The following is an 18,185-nucleotide window of genomic DNA, read 5'->3' as shown; positions in this document are numbered from 1 at the left end:
CTCCTCCGGACCGTACCCTTGAGCCCTCGTAACGGACCCCCGCCCGCTCCGAAAGGCGGCCGCGCGTGAACGCGAATCCCCGGACCCCGCCCGTCGAGCGACGGGAGATCGTCTCGTGGGCGATGTACGACTTCGCCCACTCGGCGTTCGGGACGCTCGTCGTCACCTTCATCTTCTCTGCCTACTACGCGCAGGCGATCCACGCCGATCCCATCCAGGGTGCCATCTGGTGGACGCGGGCGGTCAACGCATCGGCGATCATCACCGCGCTCATGATGCCGGTCGTGGGCGCGATGGGGGACTTCGGCGGGCTGAAGAAGCGGTTCCTGGTGGTTGCCACGGCGGTCTGCGTCGCCCTCACCGCCGGCCTGTTCGGCATGGGGCCGGGCGACGTGTGGGCGGCGGCTCTGGTGTTCGTGGGCGCCAGCGTTGCCTACGAGTCGCTGCAGTCGCTCTCCAACGCCTTCCTGCCGGAGATATCGACGAGAGAGAACATGGGTCGGGTGTCGGGCTTCGCGTGGGGGCTCGGGTACTTCGGGGGGTTGCTGTGCCTGCTCCCGGCGCTGGGGATGGTGACGGGCTGGCTGCCGGATGAGGGCGGCCTCAACGTACGCGCCACGAACCTCCTCGCGGCCGGCTGGCTGCTGGTTTTCTCGGTGCCGCTCTTCCTCTTCCTGCGCGAGCGGCAGCCGCGCCAGCGCGCCTCGGTGTTCGAGTACCTGAGCCGGGGGTTCGGGCGCATCGGGGAGACGGCCCGCGACCTCAAGCGCTACCGGCAGGCGATCCGGCTCCTCATCGCGCGCCTCGTGTACAACGACGGCCTCATGACGGCCTTCACGATGGCCGCGATCTACGCGGGGGCCGAGTTCGGGATGGAGACGGCCGACCTCCTCGTCCTCGGCATCGTCGTGAACGCGGCGGCGGGGGCGAGCGCGATCGGCTTCGGGTTCATCCAGGACCGGATCGGAGGGAAGCGGACGATCGCGATCACGCTCGTCCTCCTGATGGTGGCGGTCGCCCTGGCGTGGTTCGCGGAGGATCTCCCCATGTTCTGGGCCGCAGCCCTCCTCCTCGGCCTCATGGTCGGGCCGAACCAGGCCGCGAGCCGCGCGCTGCTCGGATCGTTCGTGCCCCGCAGCAAGCAGGGCGAACTGTTCGGCTTCTACGCCTTCTCGGGCCGGCTCGCCTCGGTGCTGGGGCCGCTCTCCTACGGGCTAATCCTCGGCGCCACGGAAAGCCACCGCTGGGCCATCGCCTCCATCATCGTCTTCCTCGCCGCGGGGCTCGTGCTCCTGATGCGGGTGGACGAGGAGGAAGGCGTCGCGCTGGCGGCGGCGGAAAGCGCGCCCACCGCGTAATCTACGCGTTCCGTTCGATCCAACCCGTGGGAGTGGAAGCCCCGGCCCGATCGATCAACTCTCCGTCCCACGACACGACCTCGGCATCCAGCCATTCGGCGAGGGCGGCGTAGAGAGCATCGCCCGAGCGCAGGAAACCTCGAGTTCCAACCTGGAGGGCCTGTCGGAGCATCGCCCGGTTCAATGAGTACATCGTGACCAGCGGGGACCCGAGCATCTGATCGGCCAGGCCCCGGCCGCGCTCGGCGTCGCGCAGCCTTCGGGACAGCGCGCAGGCAATCTCCAACTTCGCCAGCTGCGGGAGAGCAATCGGGAGCTCTCGCTCCACTACCAGGGAGAGAAAGGCTCGGCTGGACTCGGACAACGCATCGGTTGCGTCCGCCGCCGAGACCCACACACTGGCGTCAATGACCAGCGTGGTCACTCGCCTCCCAGCCGGTTCCGGTCGGCGGCCAACTCTTCCCTCGCCGAACGGCCTCCGGGAGCATGCCTGAGCGCTTCATCGGCCGTATCGAGCCAGGAGCGCAGCCACGTTTTCGGGGCCTCCCGGGTTTCCGCATCTTCGTCCTCGCTCAGCCAGCGCCGATAGAGCTGCGTCGTCACTTCGCGAATCGTAAGGCCTCGCAGCGCTGCCTCCGACTTGATCTGCCGGTACAGATCATCCGGGATATCGATGGTCGCCTTCATGGAACCATGATACCTGTATTACCGTATACCCGTCAACGTGCGCATCGCGACGGCGTACGCGCCCGCGGCCCCAACTCCAGGTGGGAAAGCCAAAGCTGCGCTCGACGGGCGATGTGTCTCACGATCGCCACGGGGGCTCGCCGTCGCAGCGTACTCGGTGGTGGGTGGCATACACTGGTGTCAGGGACTCGGACGTTCGTCCCTACGATTGCTGATGAGATGCGCGATCTCCCTCAGCTGCTCTACCACGTTGTCGAGTACGTCGTGGTAGTCGGCTCCGGATTGCAGCGAAATGGGGATGCCCCTTATTCCGGGAGGCATCTTGCGCGTCCTCCGCCGTACCTGGTCGCTCTTCACCGCGCCCCAATCTTTGCATTCCAGCCACAGGGGGGTCTCTCGATGCTCGGCCCAGAAGCCGTCGTGGACGCCGAACCATGCCCCAGCACGCTCCCGGCTCTTCGACCCGATGAGCACATAGCGGCCGTAGCCATGGGCCAGAGGAGTCACTCGCAGCTTCTTCGTGACCAGGAATCCTTCCGTCCGTCCACGCTGGGTGGCGTCGGTGATGAGACGACGCAGGCCGCGAATCCTGCGCGCAACATCGGGTCCCAGCTCGTGCTGATGGATCGGCTGGAAGGCCTCCTCGTCCTGCCTCTCGCAAAGTGCTTGCAGCTGCCGTACATCTCCGGAGACGTCCCTGCCCCTGTCGGCGAGCCTCCCCAGCAACACCCTCCAACTTGTTAACATGACCCATCGCTGATCGGGCATGGCGAGGCACCGCACGCCGTTCGCATCCTTCGGTTCGCCGGGATTCTCGGTGCCAAGTTGCCGCAACATCTCAGCCCAGAGCATCTCGCGCCGTACTTCCGGTCCGACGATCAACAGCGCCGAGGGTTGGTCGGGGGGAAACAACTCAAGATAGCCAGTGACCTGCCCCTCCAGGAGCTTGGCCCAGAACTTCACTTCGGAAATGACCGATTCGACCCCGTCCGCATCGTAACCCACCAGGTCCGCGCGAATCGCTCCCCCCCTGTAGCCGACCTCCGTCTTGACCCTCTCGATCTCACGGATCTCGGCGCCAGTGCCATTCAGTAGGTCCACCAGGGCTGCCCTACTCGCAGCCGAGTGCGAGAGAATGTGTCCAAGTGCCTCGGTAGCGAGCGTTTCGGTCCGATTGGTGAACTTCTTCGCCAGGTGTGTGAGGAGGGAGCCGTCGGCGTCCGTCATGTGGGTCTCGCTCGGTGGGAGCCTCTCGTCGTGTCCTGGAAACTGGACGGGAACGTAGCCTGAGTCAGAGCTGCAGTCAGGGGTTGGAGGTCGACCTGCGGGAGGCGCGGACCCGACGTGCGACCGTGTGTGGGTACTTTCGGAGGCGAAACGCCTCCGTCCGGATGGATGCGCTGCGGGTCAACTTGCCTGCCGTAGAAACGGACCGGATCGTCCGCAGGAGACCGGAGGCGCGGGAGCGGCCCCTGTCCTAGCCCGACGTTCGGCGTCCATGAGATCGGGCAAGTGGTTGTGGCGCTGTGACATAGCGTGCTTTCGGGGGTGTACGCTACCGGGTACGGGTCATGGCCGGACGCCGAGGAGGTCGAAGGCTTTGGCCTGGAGCGGTGTGGGGCGGGCGAGCATGTCGGCGGTCATGGCCCCGGGCACGGCGGGCCTGACGCGGTTGCGGGTCAGGGTGGCGAGGTCGTCGAGCGGTGTCTGGAAGCTGTGCACGGGCAGGCCGTCGGGCGTGCGCTTCCCGCCCGCCTTGGCGCGGGCGGCCGGAGAGACGCGGGCGGGCGCGACGGGGGAGGCGCGGGCGGCTTCGGCCGCGGCCGGGTCGTCGTCGTCGAAGAGCAGCGGCGCCAGGGCGCGGCGCATGTGCCGCTCGACGTAGTAGGCGAGCATGCGGAGGAAGACGTGGGCGCGGACGCGCTTCTCCAGGCGGTGGTGGACGGGCCGGACCTTGAGGTCGACCCCCTTGAAGCTGCGGAAGGCGCGCTCGACCCGGCTGAGACTCTTGTAGGCCCGGACCGCCTCCTCGGGCGCCATCTCGCCGGCGGGCACGTTGGTGCGGATCACGTAGATGCCGTCGAGCGCCGTCTCCTCGGCGATGCGCGCCTCGTCGCGCTCGTACGAGAAGCCGTCCTCGGTCACGGTGATCGTGAAGTGCTTGCCGACCTTGTGGGCGCGCAGGGCGCGGTCGGCGCGCACGGCGATGTCCTTCGTGCCCCGCGGGGGGCGGTTCTCGCGCGTCGTCGCACGGACGACGAGTTCGAGCTTGGCCTCCGTGGCCGCGAGCAGCGCCTTGCGCTTGCGGGCCCGCTCGGCCGCCAGCGGCGGGTTGCGGCAGACGACCAGCCGCTCGTCCGGATAGAGCTTCGGCGCGGAGATCTCGGCGAGGTCCCGGGTGTCGAGGATCGACAGCTGCAAGTCGCCGCCGGAAAGCAGCTTGCGGATCCTCGGAGCCCGCAGCGCGGTGATCCAGCGCAGCCCCGCCGGCTCGACATCCTCGCGGATGCGGGCGTCGGTCAGCATCCCCCGGTCGCCGGCCAGGACGACCCGGGACAGCGAGAAGCGCTCGGTGAGCCTCTCGACCCGGGCGGCCACGGCGCCGGGGTCGGCCGTGTTGCCCTCGAAGACCTCGGCGGCCACCGGACGGCCCTCGCGGTCGCAGAGCGGGGCGAAGACGATCCGGAGCTTGCCGCGCCTGCCGTCCCGGGAGTAGCCGCGCTTGGCCAGCGGGCACTTCGCGCCCTCGAAGTACACCGAGGTCAGGTCGCAGAGCACGAGTGATCCGTCCTCGACGTGCCGGGCCGCCAGGTGCCGCTCGATGCGCGGCTGGCGCCTGAGCAGCCAGTCCATCGCCGCGTAGAGCTCCTCGGCCGTCGCGTCCCGGGCGCCGAGCTCCTCGCCCAGCGTGTCGGCCTGCGTCGCGGACCGCAGGCCCCGGGCGGTGGCGAGCTTCGAGCGGGGGTCGAGGACGCGGGCGGCGATCATCGCCAGGGCCAGCGACCGCATCCGGGAGGGACGGCGGTCCAGCAGCCTCTCGAGGCCGAGCGCGCGGGCCGTGCCCACGACGGCGGCGACGTGGCCGTGGGGCCGGGCGCGCAGGATCTCGAAGGCGTCGTCCATCGACTTGAGGGCGACGCCGCCCTTGAGCAGGATGCGCAGCCCCCGGACGAGGTCGTCGGGCCACTTCGAGAGGTTGGCCAGGGTGCGCTTCCCGACCTTGCCGTCCTCGCGGAAGGACTCGCGCGGGAGAACGGCGGGCGGGGAGTTCCGGTTGGGCACGCGTTCAATGTACATGGGTATGAAGATAACGGATATATCCATGCGTGTCGAACCAGTGATACAATCACTACATGGGTACATCATTCCAAAGCCCAATCGGCGTTAAGTCCGTTGCCGACAACGCCTTACGGCGGGAAAACGACCCATTTCGGTCCGAACTTCGGCCTAACGCGCGACGTGTCGTGCTCTTCTTGAGTGGAAGGCGACCTGTGCGGAATTGGAACGGGCGGAAGTCCTGTACGCCGGACGGGAATCATGACGCCCGCTGATTCACCGACGCCATAGCGTACGCTCTACAACTTCCTCCACGGGACGGACTCGACCTGCCCCACCCATTCCGCAGTCGTCCGGTTTCTGTAGCTTCCGCAGTGTTTCAGCAGGTGGAGCAATGCCAATTCCTGGTACCAGAGCGACAACTGCCACGCGTTGTAGGTGGCCGCCTTGCCGACCTCTCCGAACGCGATCCTGCGGTTTCCTTCGTTCGCGTGGACGAATCCGTTCCTCAGCTTCGCCAGCGCTTGGCACGAGTCCCAGTTGCTGTTTTTCTGGGCGAACCTGGTCAGCGCCTCGTACTTCTGGGGGATGTCCGCTTGGACCTCCAGCGCGGACAGCAGTTCTTGCAGCTTCTTAGCTCCAGGGAGTTTGTCGTATCGCTGCGCTGACATGGCCCCATTGCGATCCACGACGATGAGTCCGCCGAGGAGCTCCAGCGCAGCCATGCCAAGCACGATCGACCCTTCCATGCCGCTGGACCGCGTGTTGCAGTGGCGATACCAGTGCACCGCCAAGACCAATGACTCGCCGAGTCTCTCATCCATGTGAACTCGGCAGAATTCGTCGAACAACTCAGCAAGGACCCTTCCATGGCGTTCGTCAAACCACGAACGGTGTCCCCGTTGCCAGTGGTCTACGATCGGTGACGCGAACTGCCGCCACACAACGTGACTATCGATCCCGCATCCCCACCTGATCGGCAGACTGCACGCAGCGCCGCGTGCGAACGAAAGGAAGACCCGCAGCGATTCGAGGATCTCCTTCGCTCGTTCCACGGAGAAGCTCGAGCCGTCGATTCTCTTCAGCTGGCCCACGTGTGTGAAAGCGTATCCGCCGTTGGCCTTCAGACTCTCATGAAGGTCCCGAGATTCCGGCACAGCAACGAGACTGACTTTCCAGCCATCGTGTCTTAGCTCGGCCGCTGCCTTCGTGAACGACTGGCCCGGTTTGGTCCGCGCGCCGGTAGGGGGTGCGCTCAAGCGTCGTTCGCTTAGGTTGCCGTCGGTTATCGCCGTCGGATCCCCGGGAGCCGCCGACAGCCCTGGCGTTATGAAGTTGGTGAAATTGGCGACTTGGAATCCGGCGGAGAGAAGACTTTGTTCCCCGCCCGATTCCATGCTACTTGCTAAGGCGCGGATTCGGCTGTTCGATCCCAGAGACATCGAGTGGACCAAGACCCCCTCAGTCCTGAACTTCGGCAATTCCAAGGTCAAGGAATCGAAATCGGCCGCGTCCTCCGGTTCTCGGAGCTCGACGTCGAACTCGATGCCCGGTGACGGTAGCCACCGAAGATGCGCCGCGCCGCTGCGTTCAACGCAATAATCGCCCGCCCGAACGCGAAACGTGCCTTCGTGCAGCAGGATGGGTTCGTTGACGTGGTTTTGGGAATACTGCCGAAACATGGTCCTCCTCGACATCGGGGCTACCGGCGGGGTGGACGCGCGGCCAACCTGCCCCCACGGCTCTCGACGCCGACTGAACGGTTCTTGATGGGTAGCTCGCTTACCGGCCGGGGTTGCCGGTTACGGCGAGGGCCCGGCGGAGAAGGGCACGCTCGATGACGGCGGTCGGGGATGTCGCGTCGGAGAGTGCCTCGAGGTGGACGCGGAGCGCGGCGGCTTCGGCCTCGTCGGGGCTGGGCGGGGTCCCGCCCGGGAGGCCGCCCGACAGCGCTCCGAGCAGGAACCGCACCAGCAGCTCGTCGGGATCGAAGGGACGGCCCTGACCGAGCGATTCCGGCCACAGCAGCGCGTCCTCCAAATGACCACGGGCCGCCGCGCGGTTCCCGGCGTCGAGTTCGTCCAGCGCAGCCCCGACGTGGGCGAACTCGTACAGGCGGTGGGCCTCGCCGGAGTTCTCCGAGGGAAGGACGTGGGTGTTCTCGAGAATCTGGATCGCCTCGGCGTGGTCGCCCGCATGGATGAGGCCCCGCACATGGAGGAGGTCGAGGTTGAAGTCGTCCGGGAAAAGTCCCCGTCCCTGGCCGGACACCCCGAGCGCCTCGGCCCACCGTCCAGCTTCCTGCAGGTGCCGGATGAGGGAGACGCGGAGGAGACGGTGGTTCGGATCCATCTCGAGCGCGCGCCGGAAATCGGGCCCCGGATCGCCGCCCATGGCCTCCGTCAGGTGCGCGCGCGCTGCGTAGACGGGGCCGTAGTCGGGTTCGTCGCCGAGGGACGTCAACACTTCGGCCGCCTCGGCGTCGCGGTCGAGCGCCCACAGGTTGAGGCCGAGCAGGTAGCGCCAAACCCAGTGTGAGTCTTCGGCCGCCGCCCGGCGGAGGACCGGCAGGGTCTCGGCGCGGTAGGGGAAGGCGAAGTCAGGATCCGTCCCCGCGCTTAGCATTTCCGCGTCGCCACGCAGGAAGGCGAGCCACGCCGCGGCCACGGGGCCGCCGCCCACTTCATCCGCCAAATCGAGCAGGCGGGCGGCATCGTCGGGCAGCCCCCGGTTCGCGTAGCCGACGGCGAGCTCCAGCAGCGTCTGCTCCGGATACTCGCTCCGCATCGACGTGGTGAGGTCTATCGCGGCGGCGACGCTGCCCGTGCCCCCGCCGCTTTCGGATCCCTCGCCCTGCGCCGAGAGGTATCGCTCGGCCAGCGCGAAGTGGTTCAGCGGGTCGAGCTCGAGCAGCTTTGCCAGCACCCGAGCGGCGCCGGCTTCGTCTCCCTCCAGGCGCGCCGCGATCGCCAGCACTTCGCGCGCCGGGATACTCACACGATCGTGGTCGAGCGCCAGCGCGGCGTGGCGGTGCGCTTCGACCGGGTCTCCCTCCGCGAGCGCCAGATCCGCCAGCCGAAGGCGTGCGGCGGCCCGGAAGGCCACCGACCGGGAAGCCCAGCCGAACGAGTCGAGCGCATCCGCACGGCGCCCCAGGGCGAGGTACAGGTTGCCGGCGAGGAAGTTGGCCTCGGGATCGTACGTGTCGAGCTGGAGCACACGTCTGGCGTGGGCGAGCCCCTCTTCGTAGCGGGCCGACCTCAGCGCCAGCGCGGCCAGGCCAAGCAGCGCCTTCCGGTTCCAAGGCTCGGCCGCGAGCGCCCGTTCGTAGAGCGTCCCCGCGTCGGCGTAGCGGCGGCCCCGGGCCAGTTCCCGCGCCTCGAACACCAGACGATCCGTCGCCGGGAGGGCGTCCCACGCCTCGGAGTTCGTCTCAAACGACCGGGACACCGAGGGCTCCGCGCCGAATCCGCAGACGCCATCGAGACCGGGTTCTTCCGCATTGGAGCAGGCTTCCAGGCCGAGCCCGGCTACCGAAACCTGCCACCGACTCTCGGGCGCGACGTCGAACTCGACGACCGCCGGTTCGAGCGCTTCCATGGCCACCGCCCGCGCGCCGACCTGTTCGCCGTCGGACCACGCCTTCACCGTGTCAGCCGCCGCCCCGAACGCATTGACCACCACCTGCAGGCGACCGTCCTCCCGTTCGACGTGCATGGCCCCGTGGGGGGAGGCGTCGGTGAGGCCGCCCGTCCCTTCCAGCGGGAACCACGTCTCGGTCCAGCGGCTGGCGGAGAGGGGATCGAACCCGGCCTGCGAGATGGGGTTGCGGTCCGCTCCCGGCGAGTACTGGACGTGCAGCCGTCCCGCCTGGAACTCGATGTACTGTCCGTCCGTGTCGGTGAGCAGGTCCTCCCAGATGCCGCCTGCACGGGAGAGCGCCCACAACCACATCTTGCGTCCCGGCATTTCTTCGTGGGGGGCCCAGTGCCCCCAGCCGTAGCCCTCGTCGTGATAGTAGCCGCCGAAGAAGTCGTTCAGCGCCCCCACGACGTGGTACGACTTGTGTCCCTCGAACGCGTTGTTGCGGTACAGGGGCAGGAAGCGCCCCTCCTCGTCCTCGGGCCACGGACGCGCCCGGCCGGAGTGCTCCAGATAGGCGTTGCCGGGCACGAACAGTTCCAGGTCGTCCCGGGCGAAGGCCGCGGCCGTCATCCAGTTGTAGTAGGGCTGCTCCAGCGGGGTCGGGTTGTACCACAGGACGCGCGTCTCGAAGGCGGCCCGGTCCGGAGGAAGGCGGATCTCGACGCGCCAGGGGGTGCGCGACGGGAGGTCGGTGGCGCCGACGATCGTGCTCACGCTTCCGTCCGCGTTCTCCCGCACCAGATAGTCGACGGGGGTGGCCGTGGCCGGCGTGTGCCCGATGACGCCGAAGTTGAACTCGAGGCCGCCAGAGGTCCACGGTCCGCGCAGCGCGATGTCCCGGAACTTCATCACTTCGTTCCGATAGATGAACTCGTGGCCGGTCTCCTTCACTACGGCGCCCCACACCTTGCCGCCCACCTCGGGAAGGACGAAGACCTCGATGAGGTCGTTCTCCATCCTCACGACCTTCCATTCCCGGGGCTCCGACGTCGCGGCGTAGCCCTCGAACGTGTGGTAGGGGTACAGCCGGCGGTCGGTGGCGAGCGCCGGCACAGGGTTCGGCTCCGAGAACGGGTACGTGTCGAGGACGCGCGTCTCCTCCGAGATGCGGGCGCGGGGTCCAGGCGCCGCGCACGCCGCGGCGGTCAAGGCAGAGTACAGAACAGCCGCGTTCATCAGATCGCGGCCAAACGCCGGCTGGCACGGTCTGCGGAGGGGGATTGGCGGCACTCGAGTCTAGGCGAGGGAGGTGGTCCGGGTGCCGACGTCTTCGCCCTTCGCATGCGCCAGGGCTTCGTTCAGGGACTGGATCAGGTCTTCTCCGAACGTACTCATCGCGCATCCCTCCTCTGACTCCCGACCGCCTCCGGAAGGCATCCCCATCAACATGACATCGAGTCGCGCGTGGTCGCACGCGCCTCGGGTTCAGCTTGCCGCGCTCTCCTTGGCCAGACAACCCATCGGCCGCGTATCCGTCCGGGCGTGATTTGCCATCCTCCGGGGACGTGCTGCGGGGGGTGCAGGCTATGGGGCCAGGTCGGTCAGACGCACGACTGCGACGCGCTGCAGGTCCATGGCGTCCGTGAGGACGCCGATCGCGGTGGTGTCCGTGAAGCGATAGGGGGTGAACCCATCGGGGAAGATGACCCTCTGGAATTGTGGTTCCGGGTCGCCCAGGGACACGGTGCTCCATGCCCTCCCGTACCCGAGGGGATGAGACGAACCATCGAACGCCTGAATCCAGACCCGTCCGGGCGAGCAGCGCAGATCTATGCCGATCGGGGCTTCCGCCGGCAGGTGGTCGCCCGCGCGAGCCAGTGCGTCCGCGGCGGCGCGTTCGATCTCCGCCTCGGGCATGTTCGTGCCGCGCGTCTCGTTCCGCATCATCTCCCGCACGTAGCCCAATCGCTCCTCGTGCGACAGCGGCCGAGCGGGCCACGGCAGCGGGATGGAACGGGTCTTCGTGCCACCGGTGCCGTGGAGATGAAGACTGCGGTCGATCGGGTCGAGTACGGCGACGACGCCATCGGGGCAGCCGTCCCAGAGGGGCACGGGGGCGAGACCCATGACCGGAACGCGGGTCGCGGCTCCCGGAAGGTCGACGGCGAAATCCAGGGCCACGGTGGGCTCGGCATCAGCATGCGTGATCCGCAGGAGCCTGCCGCTCCAGAAGTCATCGCCCCGGTTGAGCCCGCCCGGATAGCTGGCCACCCAGGCTCCGGTGCCGTCCTCGGCGACTCGGAACGGATCCCCGAACGTCACGCTCCTGATATCGGCGCGAATGGATCCCCGGGTGGTGGGGGCCGGCGTCGAGGTCACGAAGTTGCCTCCCGCATCGAATCTGGAACGCCGACGAGTGGCGAGATCCCATACGATCACCTCGCGGGGCGAAGCCGCCGCGGACAGGACCCAGGGGTTGAAGAGTTCCCCCGGTCCCTGGCCCGACCGGCCGAAATCGGCGAGCAATCGGCCGGAGCGACCGTACGCCCGCAGAAAGGGTGCGGCTTCGGTCAGCGCCCAGATCGCTTCGCCGGACTCGATGACATCTCGCACCCCCCACAGCTCTTCGCCTTCCTCGAAGGTCGTGAGCGCCGAAAGGTCGATCGCGACCTCGGCTGCCGCTGCGTCCCGGGGTGTGGGGGCGCATGACACCATGACGAGCGCACCGAGGACCAGCAGGGGGAGGATCGGGAGTCGAAGCGTCGATCGTCTGTGAACGAGTACGCTCGCCAGCGCCGCGAGTGACGCGACGGCGGCGGCCAGCACCGGTGTCGCGACCGCGCCCGGAGGTCCGACGTCCCCGGCACCGCCCACGAGGAGCAGGCCGGAACCGAGCGTCACCGAGGAAGCGAGAAAGCCGGACGCCATGCCCAGCCACTCCCGCCACGCATCCTGTCGGGGAACGCTTCGCGCCTCCCCCTCGAGGGCGCCCATGATGGCGTCCACGCCGGACTCCGGGAGCGGCGAATCGGAGGCGCCGACTTGCCGAATCGAGCGGATCAGGCGAAGCGTCTCGAGCGTCTCGTCATCGGCGTTTCCGTCCGCCGGATCTGCCGCCTGCCCGGAGTCGTTTTCCAGGACGGCCGAGACCAGACGGTCGATCGTCTCCCGGTCGGGCTCGGCTCGCCCGCCGGTCCGCCTCCTCAGCAGCCACTGCGTCTTCTTGAGCATAGGGTTCTCCGTCGTCACAGGATCTGGTCACAGGGTCTGGTCACTGGATCCGGTCGATCAGTCCATCCATTTGGCGCAGCTTCTTGAGGCCCCGATGGATCAGCGAGCGCACCGACACCTCCTTGACCGCCAATATTCGCGCCACTTCGGCCGTGCTCCGGCCTTCGAGAATGCGCAGCAGGATGGCGTCCCGCTCCCGCGCCGTGAGCCAGTCGAGCGCCGAGTAGAGGGCGGCCGCCCGCTCCTGGCGTCTCAACTGTTCAGACGGGCCGGGTGTGGGGTCGGGGAGATCGCCGCGCTCGTCAAGGCGGGTCAGGGGGGCGCGGTGCCGCTTGCGCGCCTCCATCCTGCAGACATTCCTGCACACCGTCAGAGCCCACCCGAGAAAGGACCCGGTACCGGAGAATCGCCTGCGCTTCCGGTAGATCCGGATCCAGCAGACCTGCAACAGATCGGCCGCGTGGTCGTCATCCCGGGCGTAGCCGCGGATCACTCGCAGCATTCGCGGAGACGTCTCGCGCACCAGACGGCGAAACAGCGCGTGGTCTCCCGCATGAAACCGCCCCCGGTCGAAGCCGGTGTTGCCATCGCGGGGTGTCAACGGGCGGACCCGCGATCAGGGCGGACGAGGGCGAACAGGATCCCTGCTGCCGCGAGAGGCACGCACAGGGGAAGCACGAACAGCAGGCCCCCCCGGGCCGCGTCGTATCCGACCAATTCGTCGGCCACGGCCGCGGGAATCCAGAAAGTCGCGAACAGGAGTCCGCCCGAAAGCCACCGCGTCGCGTAGCGGGGCCAGGTGGACAGCCTGCGGGTCGATCTTCCGGTCAGATCGCCCAGAACTGCCGCCAGCAACACAAACGCCGCGTTCGCAATCGGTACGACCAGGGTCGCCAGAGCGCTCGCCACTCGACGCAGATGCCTTGCGGCCTCGTTCCCCAACGCGGCCTCCGCGGCAGCGCGCGCGGACCTCGCGGATTCGAGGAGAGAGGCGGGAAACGGCCAGTCGGAGCCGGTCCACTTCGCGGACATGGGCGCGACAAGGGCCGGCAGGGCATATGCCGCCATGGCCAGCATCGCTAGCAAGACCCAGTGACGCCGCGGCGAACCGGTAGGACCCCCGCCGAAGATGCCGCACCCGTTCAGAGCACCGGCGAACACCGCGGGCGGGAGGATCTGGGCAACCATGACGGGGAGACGTCTGGCCAGCAGCGCGAAAAAGTCTGCGACCGCATCCGGCCGGCCCCAGAAGTGTGTTGCCGAATACGCGAGGTACACCGCGAGAAGAACGACAACCCAGGTCGCGACGCGTCTGGCAAACTCGGATTCCGGCTGCGGACGGAACTTGGTCTCGATCATGTCCACCCCCGTGGCGTAGGTGATTCTGCCCGGCCCGGGGCTCGTGCCGAACGCAGTGGTGCTACCACAGGGGATGCAAAATGGACGGTGTCCGTTGCGAAATGCCTTGGCAGCGCCCGGATCGGGGGAACCCCCTCTTCACGCCTTGTCGGGCGATCTTCTCACCTGCTCTCGGCTAGCAGGTCACCGTGGCTCCGTCGGACGCTGAGGCCACGAAGAGCGCGCCACCGCCGACTCCTCCCCGGGGCGCGTAGAAGCGCTCGCGCAGCGCGGCCATCACGCCTTCCGCCCGGCTCGCCCGGCAGAGCGCGATCGCGCAGCCGCCGAATCCCGCGCCCGTGAGCCGCGCCCCCGCCGCGCCCGAGTCGAGGGCCACCCCCACAATCTCGTCCAGCGCTTCCGTGCTCACGCCGAAGTCGTCGCGCAGGCTGGCGTGGGACGCGTTCATCAGCGTGCCGAAGGCGGCCATATCCTCCCGGTGCAGCGCGGCCTCGGCCTCGATGACTCGGCGGCCCTCCGTCGCCACATGGCGAAAGCGCCGCCACAGCGTGGGCGGCAGCGACCGGCGCGCCCCGGCCAGGATGGATGCGAACTCGGCCTCGTCGGCCTCCACCGCCTCCAGAAAGGATGCCCGGCCCAGCCGCTCGAGCGCCTCCGCGCACTGGGCCCGCCGCTCGTTGTACGGCTCGCGCGCCGACCCGGCCTTCTTCGCGCGCGCCAGCGACGACGCGACGACCCACCGCCATCCCTCCGGCACCGGCACCGGCGTCACGCGCAGCGGCCGGAAGTCGATCCGCAGCGCGTGCCCCTTCGCCCCGCAGAGAGACGCCGCCTGGTCCATCCCGCCACCCTGCAACCCGACGAAACGCTCGGCGCGGGCCAGCAACGCCGCCAGCTCCAGCACCTCCACATGCTTCCCGTTCGCGTGCAACAGGGCCAGCGCCGACGCCACAACGAGGGCGGACGAGGACGAGAGCCCCTCCGCCACCGGCACCGTGCCGGCGACCTTCCCCCCTATGCCTCGTCTCAGTTCCACGCCGTGGTCCAGCAACCCCTTGGCGGCGGCCCTCACGTAGTTCGACCAGTGGCCTTGGGGTGCGGGTTCGATCGGCCGGTCCAGGCGAAAGGCGAAGGGGCCATGGTCGGCATCGCCTGTGAGTTCGACCGCCGGCTGGCGCAGCACCTCGAATTCCAGGCGGATGTTCCGCTCGAGCGCCATCGGGAGCACGGAGAGGCCGTTATAGTCGAGGTGCTCCCCGATCAGGTTGATGCGCCCGGGAGCAATTGCGACCCCTCGGCGCGGCGCCTGAAGCGGGCGGACGGGTGGGGCCTGCGCGCGCGGGGCCGACTCCGGGTGTACGGGCAACGTCCGGAGATCGGCGGGATAGGCCCCGGCCGTGGTCAGTTGGCGGAGCGAGGCCGCGGCGCCCGCGCGATCGCCGGGGAAGGTGAGCCCCATCCAACCCTCGCCCGCGCGCGGAAGGCCGCAGCGCGCTCGTCCGGCGGCGGCCAGGTGGCTCACGGCGTCGGAGAGGTAGAACTCGTCATCGGCCCCGGGGCAGGCGGCGAGGAAGGCGCGGAAGCGTTCCGCCAGCAGCGGCAGGATCTCGGGGAAGAACCCCCACAGCCCCATGCACGCCTGGCTGTCCGCGTCGACGCGGATCGGCGTCCCGGCTGCGGTGCGCCCGACGACGGCGCTGCGACCAGCGGCGGCGGCGGATTCGGCGCCAGAACCCGTCCGCTGCGCATCGGGTTCGAGCCGCAGGTCCAGGCCCTCAGTCATGCGGAGCAGCGTGCCGTCCGGCTTCATTTCGCAGAGGCCGCGCGACACGCCGCCGAAGGTGGACAGGGTGTCGGCCAGAGGGTAGGTGACGGTGAAGGCGCGGACGCCCGGGGGAGGGGCCGCGAGGGCACGCGCGAGGCTCTCGTATGCGGCCCGCCCGTAGAAGTCGTCCGCGTTGCAGACGGCGAACGGCCCCCGGCGGGGCAGGGCGGCCGCCGCGGCCAGCACGGCGAATCCCGTGCCCCAGGGCCGGACGCGCCCGGCCGGGGGGAGCGGCACGAGGTCGGCGTGCGCAAGGCGCTGGCAGGCGAAGGAGAGCGCGACCCCCGCCGTTCGCAGCGGACCCAGGCGCGCCTCGAACTCGTCGCGCTGGCTCTCCCTCACCACGAGCACGAAGCGCCCGAAGCCCGCGCGCAAGGCGTCGTGAATCGCGTATTCGGGCAGCGCTGCGCCGCCCGGCCCCAAGGGCTCGAGCTGCTTGGCGCGACCGAACCGGGTGGAGCGCCCGGCGGCGAGGATCACCAGCGTGGCCCGCTCCGGCCGGCGGCCCGGCCCCGCACTCTTCATCGCGACAGCTCGACCGTCCGCGCCCGACCCGCCACGCGGAGCCCTTCGATGCGGGCCCAGACGGCGGCCTCGCGGGCGACGAACGCGGGCAGCCGGGAGCCGATGCGCAATCCGCGCCATGGACAGGCGTCGACGAACTCTTCGATGGCGCCCAGCGCGAACAGCGGCCCCCAACTCTGGAAGCGGCGGCCCCGCCCCCGGCCGCTGCGCGCGTCGAAGTTCTCGCGGCAGAACCCCGTGCGCCGGCGGTCGGCCAGGAACATGAGCGCCCCCTTCCACGCGAGTTCGCTGGCGAGTTCGTCGAACCCGTAGCGCCGCAGTCCCTGCAGCACGAGGTAGTTCATGGGCGGCCAGATGGAACCGCGCCAGTACTGCTGGTCGTCGAACGCGGGGTCGTCGCGCGAGATCGTGGGCAGCACCCATTGTCCCCAGAAGCGCGCGGGATCGCACAGCACGCCGACCATGCGCCGCGCCCGCCGCGCCGACGGCACGCCGGCAATCAAGGGAAGGAAATTCGACGCCGCCACGCGCGGAGACTGACCCGCAGGCAGCTCGTCCAGGTAGAGCCGGGCGGCGTCGGACCACAGCACCCCGTTCATCGCCGCGACGAGGCGGCCGCGCTCGGCCTCCAACCGTAGCGCGGCCGCCGGGTCGCCCAGGATGCGGGCAATTCGCGACAGGCACTCCAGGTCCAGGGCGCGGTAGCTGCACAGATCGACGGCGGACATGGCAAGGACTTCCCGCCGAGGATCCCATTCCGCCTCTTCCCACAGCGGCAGGTCGTCCTGGCCCGATTCCCACGCCGCGCGCTGATGGCCGTTCGCGCCCACTTCCCACTCCGGGAGCTGCTCGCGCCCCGGAACCAGCGCCGCATCCGAGCCCCACGCCAACAGGCCCGGCGAGAGACCCTCCCGCCGCGGGCGTCCACGCTTGTCGGCCACCCACCAGTCGCTCCACGCTCGGAGCCCGGGCCAGGCGGCGGCCAGCGCGTCCACATCAGGGCACGTAAGATGCAGCTTCAGCGCCGCGAAGGACCCGACCGGGGGCTGGGAGCGATCGGGCGAGCCGCCGAGCCGGCTCCTCCAGTTGGGCACGTTCCCGTTCGGGTAGCGCGACTCGAGCCCGGCGAGGAGAACGTCCCAGGCCAGGCGCCCCGACGCGGTGGCGAGCGCGAGCGCATTGAAGAAGGAATCCCACCCAAAGACCGTCCAATCGTCGGGCGCCGACGCGCCCTGCCGTGCGCCGTCCGCCGGCTTCGGAAAAATCCAGCGGCGGCCGGCCGGCGCGTACAGGCGTCCGGTTTCCGGTTGGAGGAGGACGGTCCACATCAGGTTGTCCGCGACGGCTTCGACCAGTCCTTCCCCGGCACCCGACGAACGCGGACCGCGGCGGTCCCAGTCGGCGCGCGCGTCGTCGATCCAGCGGTCCAGCCCAGGGAGAAGGCGTTGGGCGCGAGCCAGGGCGGCTGCGGATCGAGACGGCGCCCCCCTCGGCTCCCAAGCGACCACGGTGGCCGCGCGTTCCCCCGTCCGAGGCCCGAACACGGCGGCGATCTCCACGCTTCCAAGCGTCGCGCGCCAGCCGTCGGAAGCTTCCTCCCACCGTGCCTTCCACCCCCACGGATCGTCGCCCACCAGCTCCACCCGGCCCGGCGCGCGCGCCACCGCCCGCAGCGCCACGGCGTCTTCGCGGCGCGACCACTCCAGAGTGAGCGTACCCTCTCCGGGGCGGGACGCCGGCGACGGCTCGGCGGCGAGGTCGAACTCCATTCGCGCGTAGCATCCGTCCGGCGCGTGGGGACCGACGCGGGAGACCATCCAGTACCAGTCCTCCAGCTCGCGGCGCCGGCCGCCGGGAGTGGTGAAGACGAGACGGAGGCCGATGCCGTCCTCGGGTCCGGCTGCGAACACGAGGCCGGCCCAGCGGCGCGCCTCCAAGGCCCCGACGCGCATCATGCTGATCCCCTCATTACGTCCCTCTTCACGACCGGGAAAGCACTAGGTTCTGGGAGAGGTTCTCGGAGGTGCAGAATGGATCACACTACCTTGCGGCCGGCAGAACGGGGCAGCAATACCACGCTCCCGAGCCTTTCGTCGTCGCGTGCATGCAAGTGGTCCCGCTTCATCCCGCTCACGCTGCCCCCTCCCGCCGCACGACGCCTTCGAACCCCTCCAGCCGTGCCATTCAATTGCACAAGTCACCGATGTCGATCTCGAGGCCGCACCGCTCCGCCTGGACCCAGCCCTTCGCGTCCCGCACGTACTGGTCGCCCGTGCGGAAGCCGGCCGTCCACGATTCGAAAGCTCGACAGCCTTCGTGGCCGCCAGTCTACGGCCACT

Annotated in this window: 12 protein-coding genes; 1 reads left to right on the top strand and 11 read right to left on the bottom strand. The window is 69.1% G+C overall.

Translation table 11 applies throughout. The annotated features are described in order from the left end of the window. The first annotated feature begins 65 nt into the window (after positions 1-65). Positions 66-1,358, top strand: a complete 1,293-nt coding sequence (locus ACOQPP_RS11740; RefSeq protein ID WP_419166819.1) for an MFS transporter — start codon at positions 66-68, stop codon at positions 1,356-1,358. 1 nt (position 1,359) lies between these two features. On the opposite strand, the gene ACOQPP_RS11735 is transcribed toward ACOQPP_RS11740, so the two are convergent. From ACOQPP_RS11735 to ACOQPP_RS11685, 11 genes are all read right to left on the bottom strand, one after another. Beyond that, positions 1,360-1,782 (bottom strand): type II toxin-antitoxin system VapC family toxin, encoded by a 423-nt coding sequence (locus tag ACOQPP_RS11735; RefSeq protein WP_419166820.1) that lies wholly within the window; start codon positions 1,780-1,782, stop codon positions 1,360-1,362. Further along, positions 1,779-2,045 carry a hypothetical protein gene (locus ACOQPP_RS11730; protein WP_419166821.1) on the bottom strand — a complete coding sequence of 89 codons (267 nt, stop codon included), beginning with the start codon at positions 2,043-2,045 and terminating at the stop codon, positions 1,779-1,781. Before ACOQPP_RS11730 ends, ACOQPP_RS11735 begins: the two co-directional genes overlap by 4 nt. Before the next feature lie 180 nt (positions 2,046-2,225). Continuing rightward, positions 2,226-3,272, bottom strand: a complete 1,047-nt coding sequence (locus tag ACOQPP_RS11725; RefSeq protein ID WP_419166822.1) for a hypothetical protein — start codon at positions 3,270-3,272, stop codon at positions 2,226-2,228. Positions 3,273-3,614: 342 nt separating this feature from the next. Continuing rightward, positions 3,615-5,342 (bottom strand): IS1634 family transposase, encoded by a 1,728-nt coding sequence (locus tag ACOQPP_RS11720; protein WP_419167164.1) that lies wholly within the window; start codon positions 5,340-5,342, stop codon positions 3,615-3,617. 278 nt (positions 5,343-5,620) lie between these two features. Next, positions 5,621-7,003, bottom strand: a complete 1,383-nt coding sequence (locus tag ACOQPP_RS11715; protein WP_419166823.1) for a hypothetical protein — start codon at positions 7,001-7,003, stop codon at positions 5,621-5,623. Positions 7,004-7,103: 100 nt separating this feature from the next. Next, complete coding sequence (locus ACOQPP_RS11710; RefSeq protein WP_419166824.1) at positions 7,104-10,142, bottom strand: DUF5107 domain-containing protein; 3,039 nt, start codon at positions 10,140-10,142, stop codon at positions 7,104-7,106. A 348-nt stretch (positions 10,143-10,490) separates the two neighbouring features. Then, positions 10,491-12,137 carry a hypothetical protein gene (locus ACOQPP_RS11705; protein WP_419166825.1) on the bottom strand — a complete coding sequence of 549 codons (1,647 nt, stop codon included), beginning with the start codon at positions 12,135-12,137 and terminating at the stop codon, positions 10,491-10,493. Positions 12,138-12,177: 40 nt separating this feature from the next. Continuing rightward, positions 12,178-12,738 (bottom strand): RNA polymerase sigma factor, encoded by a 561-nt coding sequence (locus ACOQPP_RS11700; protein ID WP_419166826.1) that lies wholly within the window; start codon positions 12,736-12,738, stop codon positions 12,178-12,180. Then, positions 12,735-13,496 (bottom strand): hypothetical protein, encoded by a 762-nt coding sequence (locus tag ACOQPP_RS11695; RefSeq protein ID WP_420636563.1) that lies wholly within the window; start codon positions 13,494-13,496, stop codon positions 12,735-12,737. The genes ACOQPP_RS11700 and ACOQPP_RS11695 overlap by 4 nt, the downstream gene beginning before the upstream one ends. A 175-nt stretch (positions 13,497-13,671) precedes the next feature. Next, positions 13,672-15,846 (bottom strand): galactokinase, encoded by a 2,175-nt coding sequence (gene galK, locus ACOQPP_RS11690; protein ID WP_420636562.1) that lies wholly within the window; start codon positions 15,844-15,846, stop codon positions 13,672-13,674. Continuing rightward, positions 15,843-17,801 (bottom strand): MGH1-like glycoside hydrolase domain-containing protein, encoded by a 1,959-nt coding sequence (locus ACOQPP_RS11685; RefSeq protein WP_419166829.1) that lies wholly within the window; start codon positions 17,799-17,801, stop codon positions 15,843-15,845. Before ACOQPP_RS11685 ends, galK begins: the two co-directional genes overlap by 4 nt. Positions 17,802-18,185: the final 384 nt, after the last annotated feature.

This window comes from Candidatus Palauibacter sp. (genome assembly GCF_965222475.1).
In the GTDB taxonomy this organism is placed as follows: domain Bacteria; phylum Gemmatimonadota; class Gemmatimonadetes; order Palauibacterales; family Palauibacteraceae; genus Palauibacter.
Note: the sequence above shows the minus strand (reverse complement) of the source record. Positions and strands in the feature narration are given on the sequence as shown.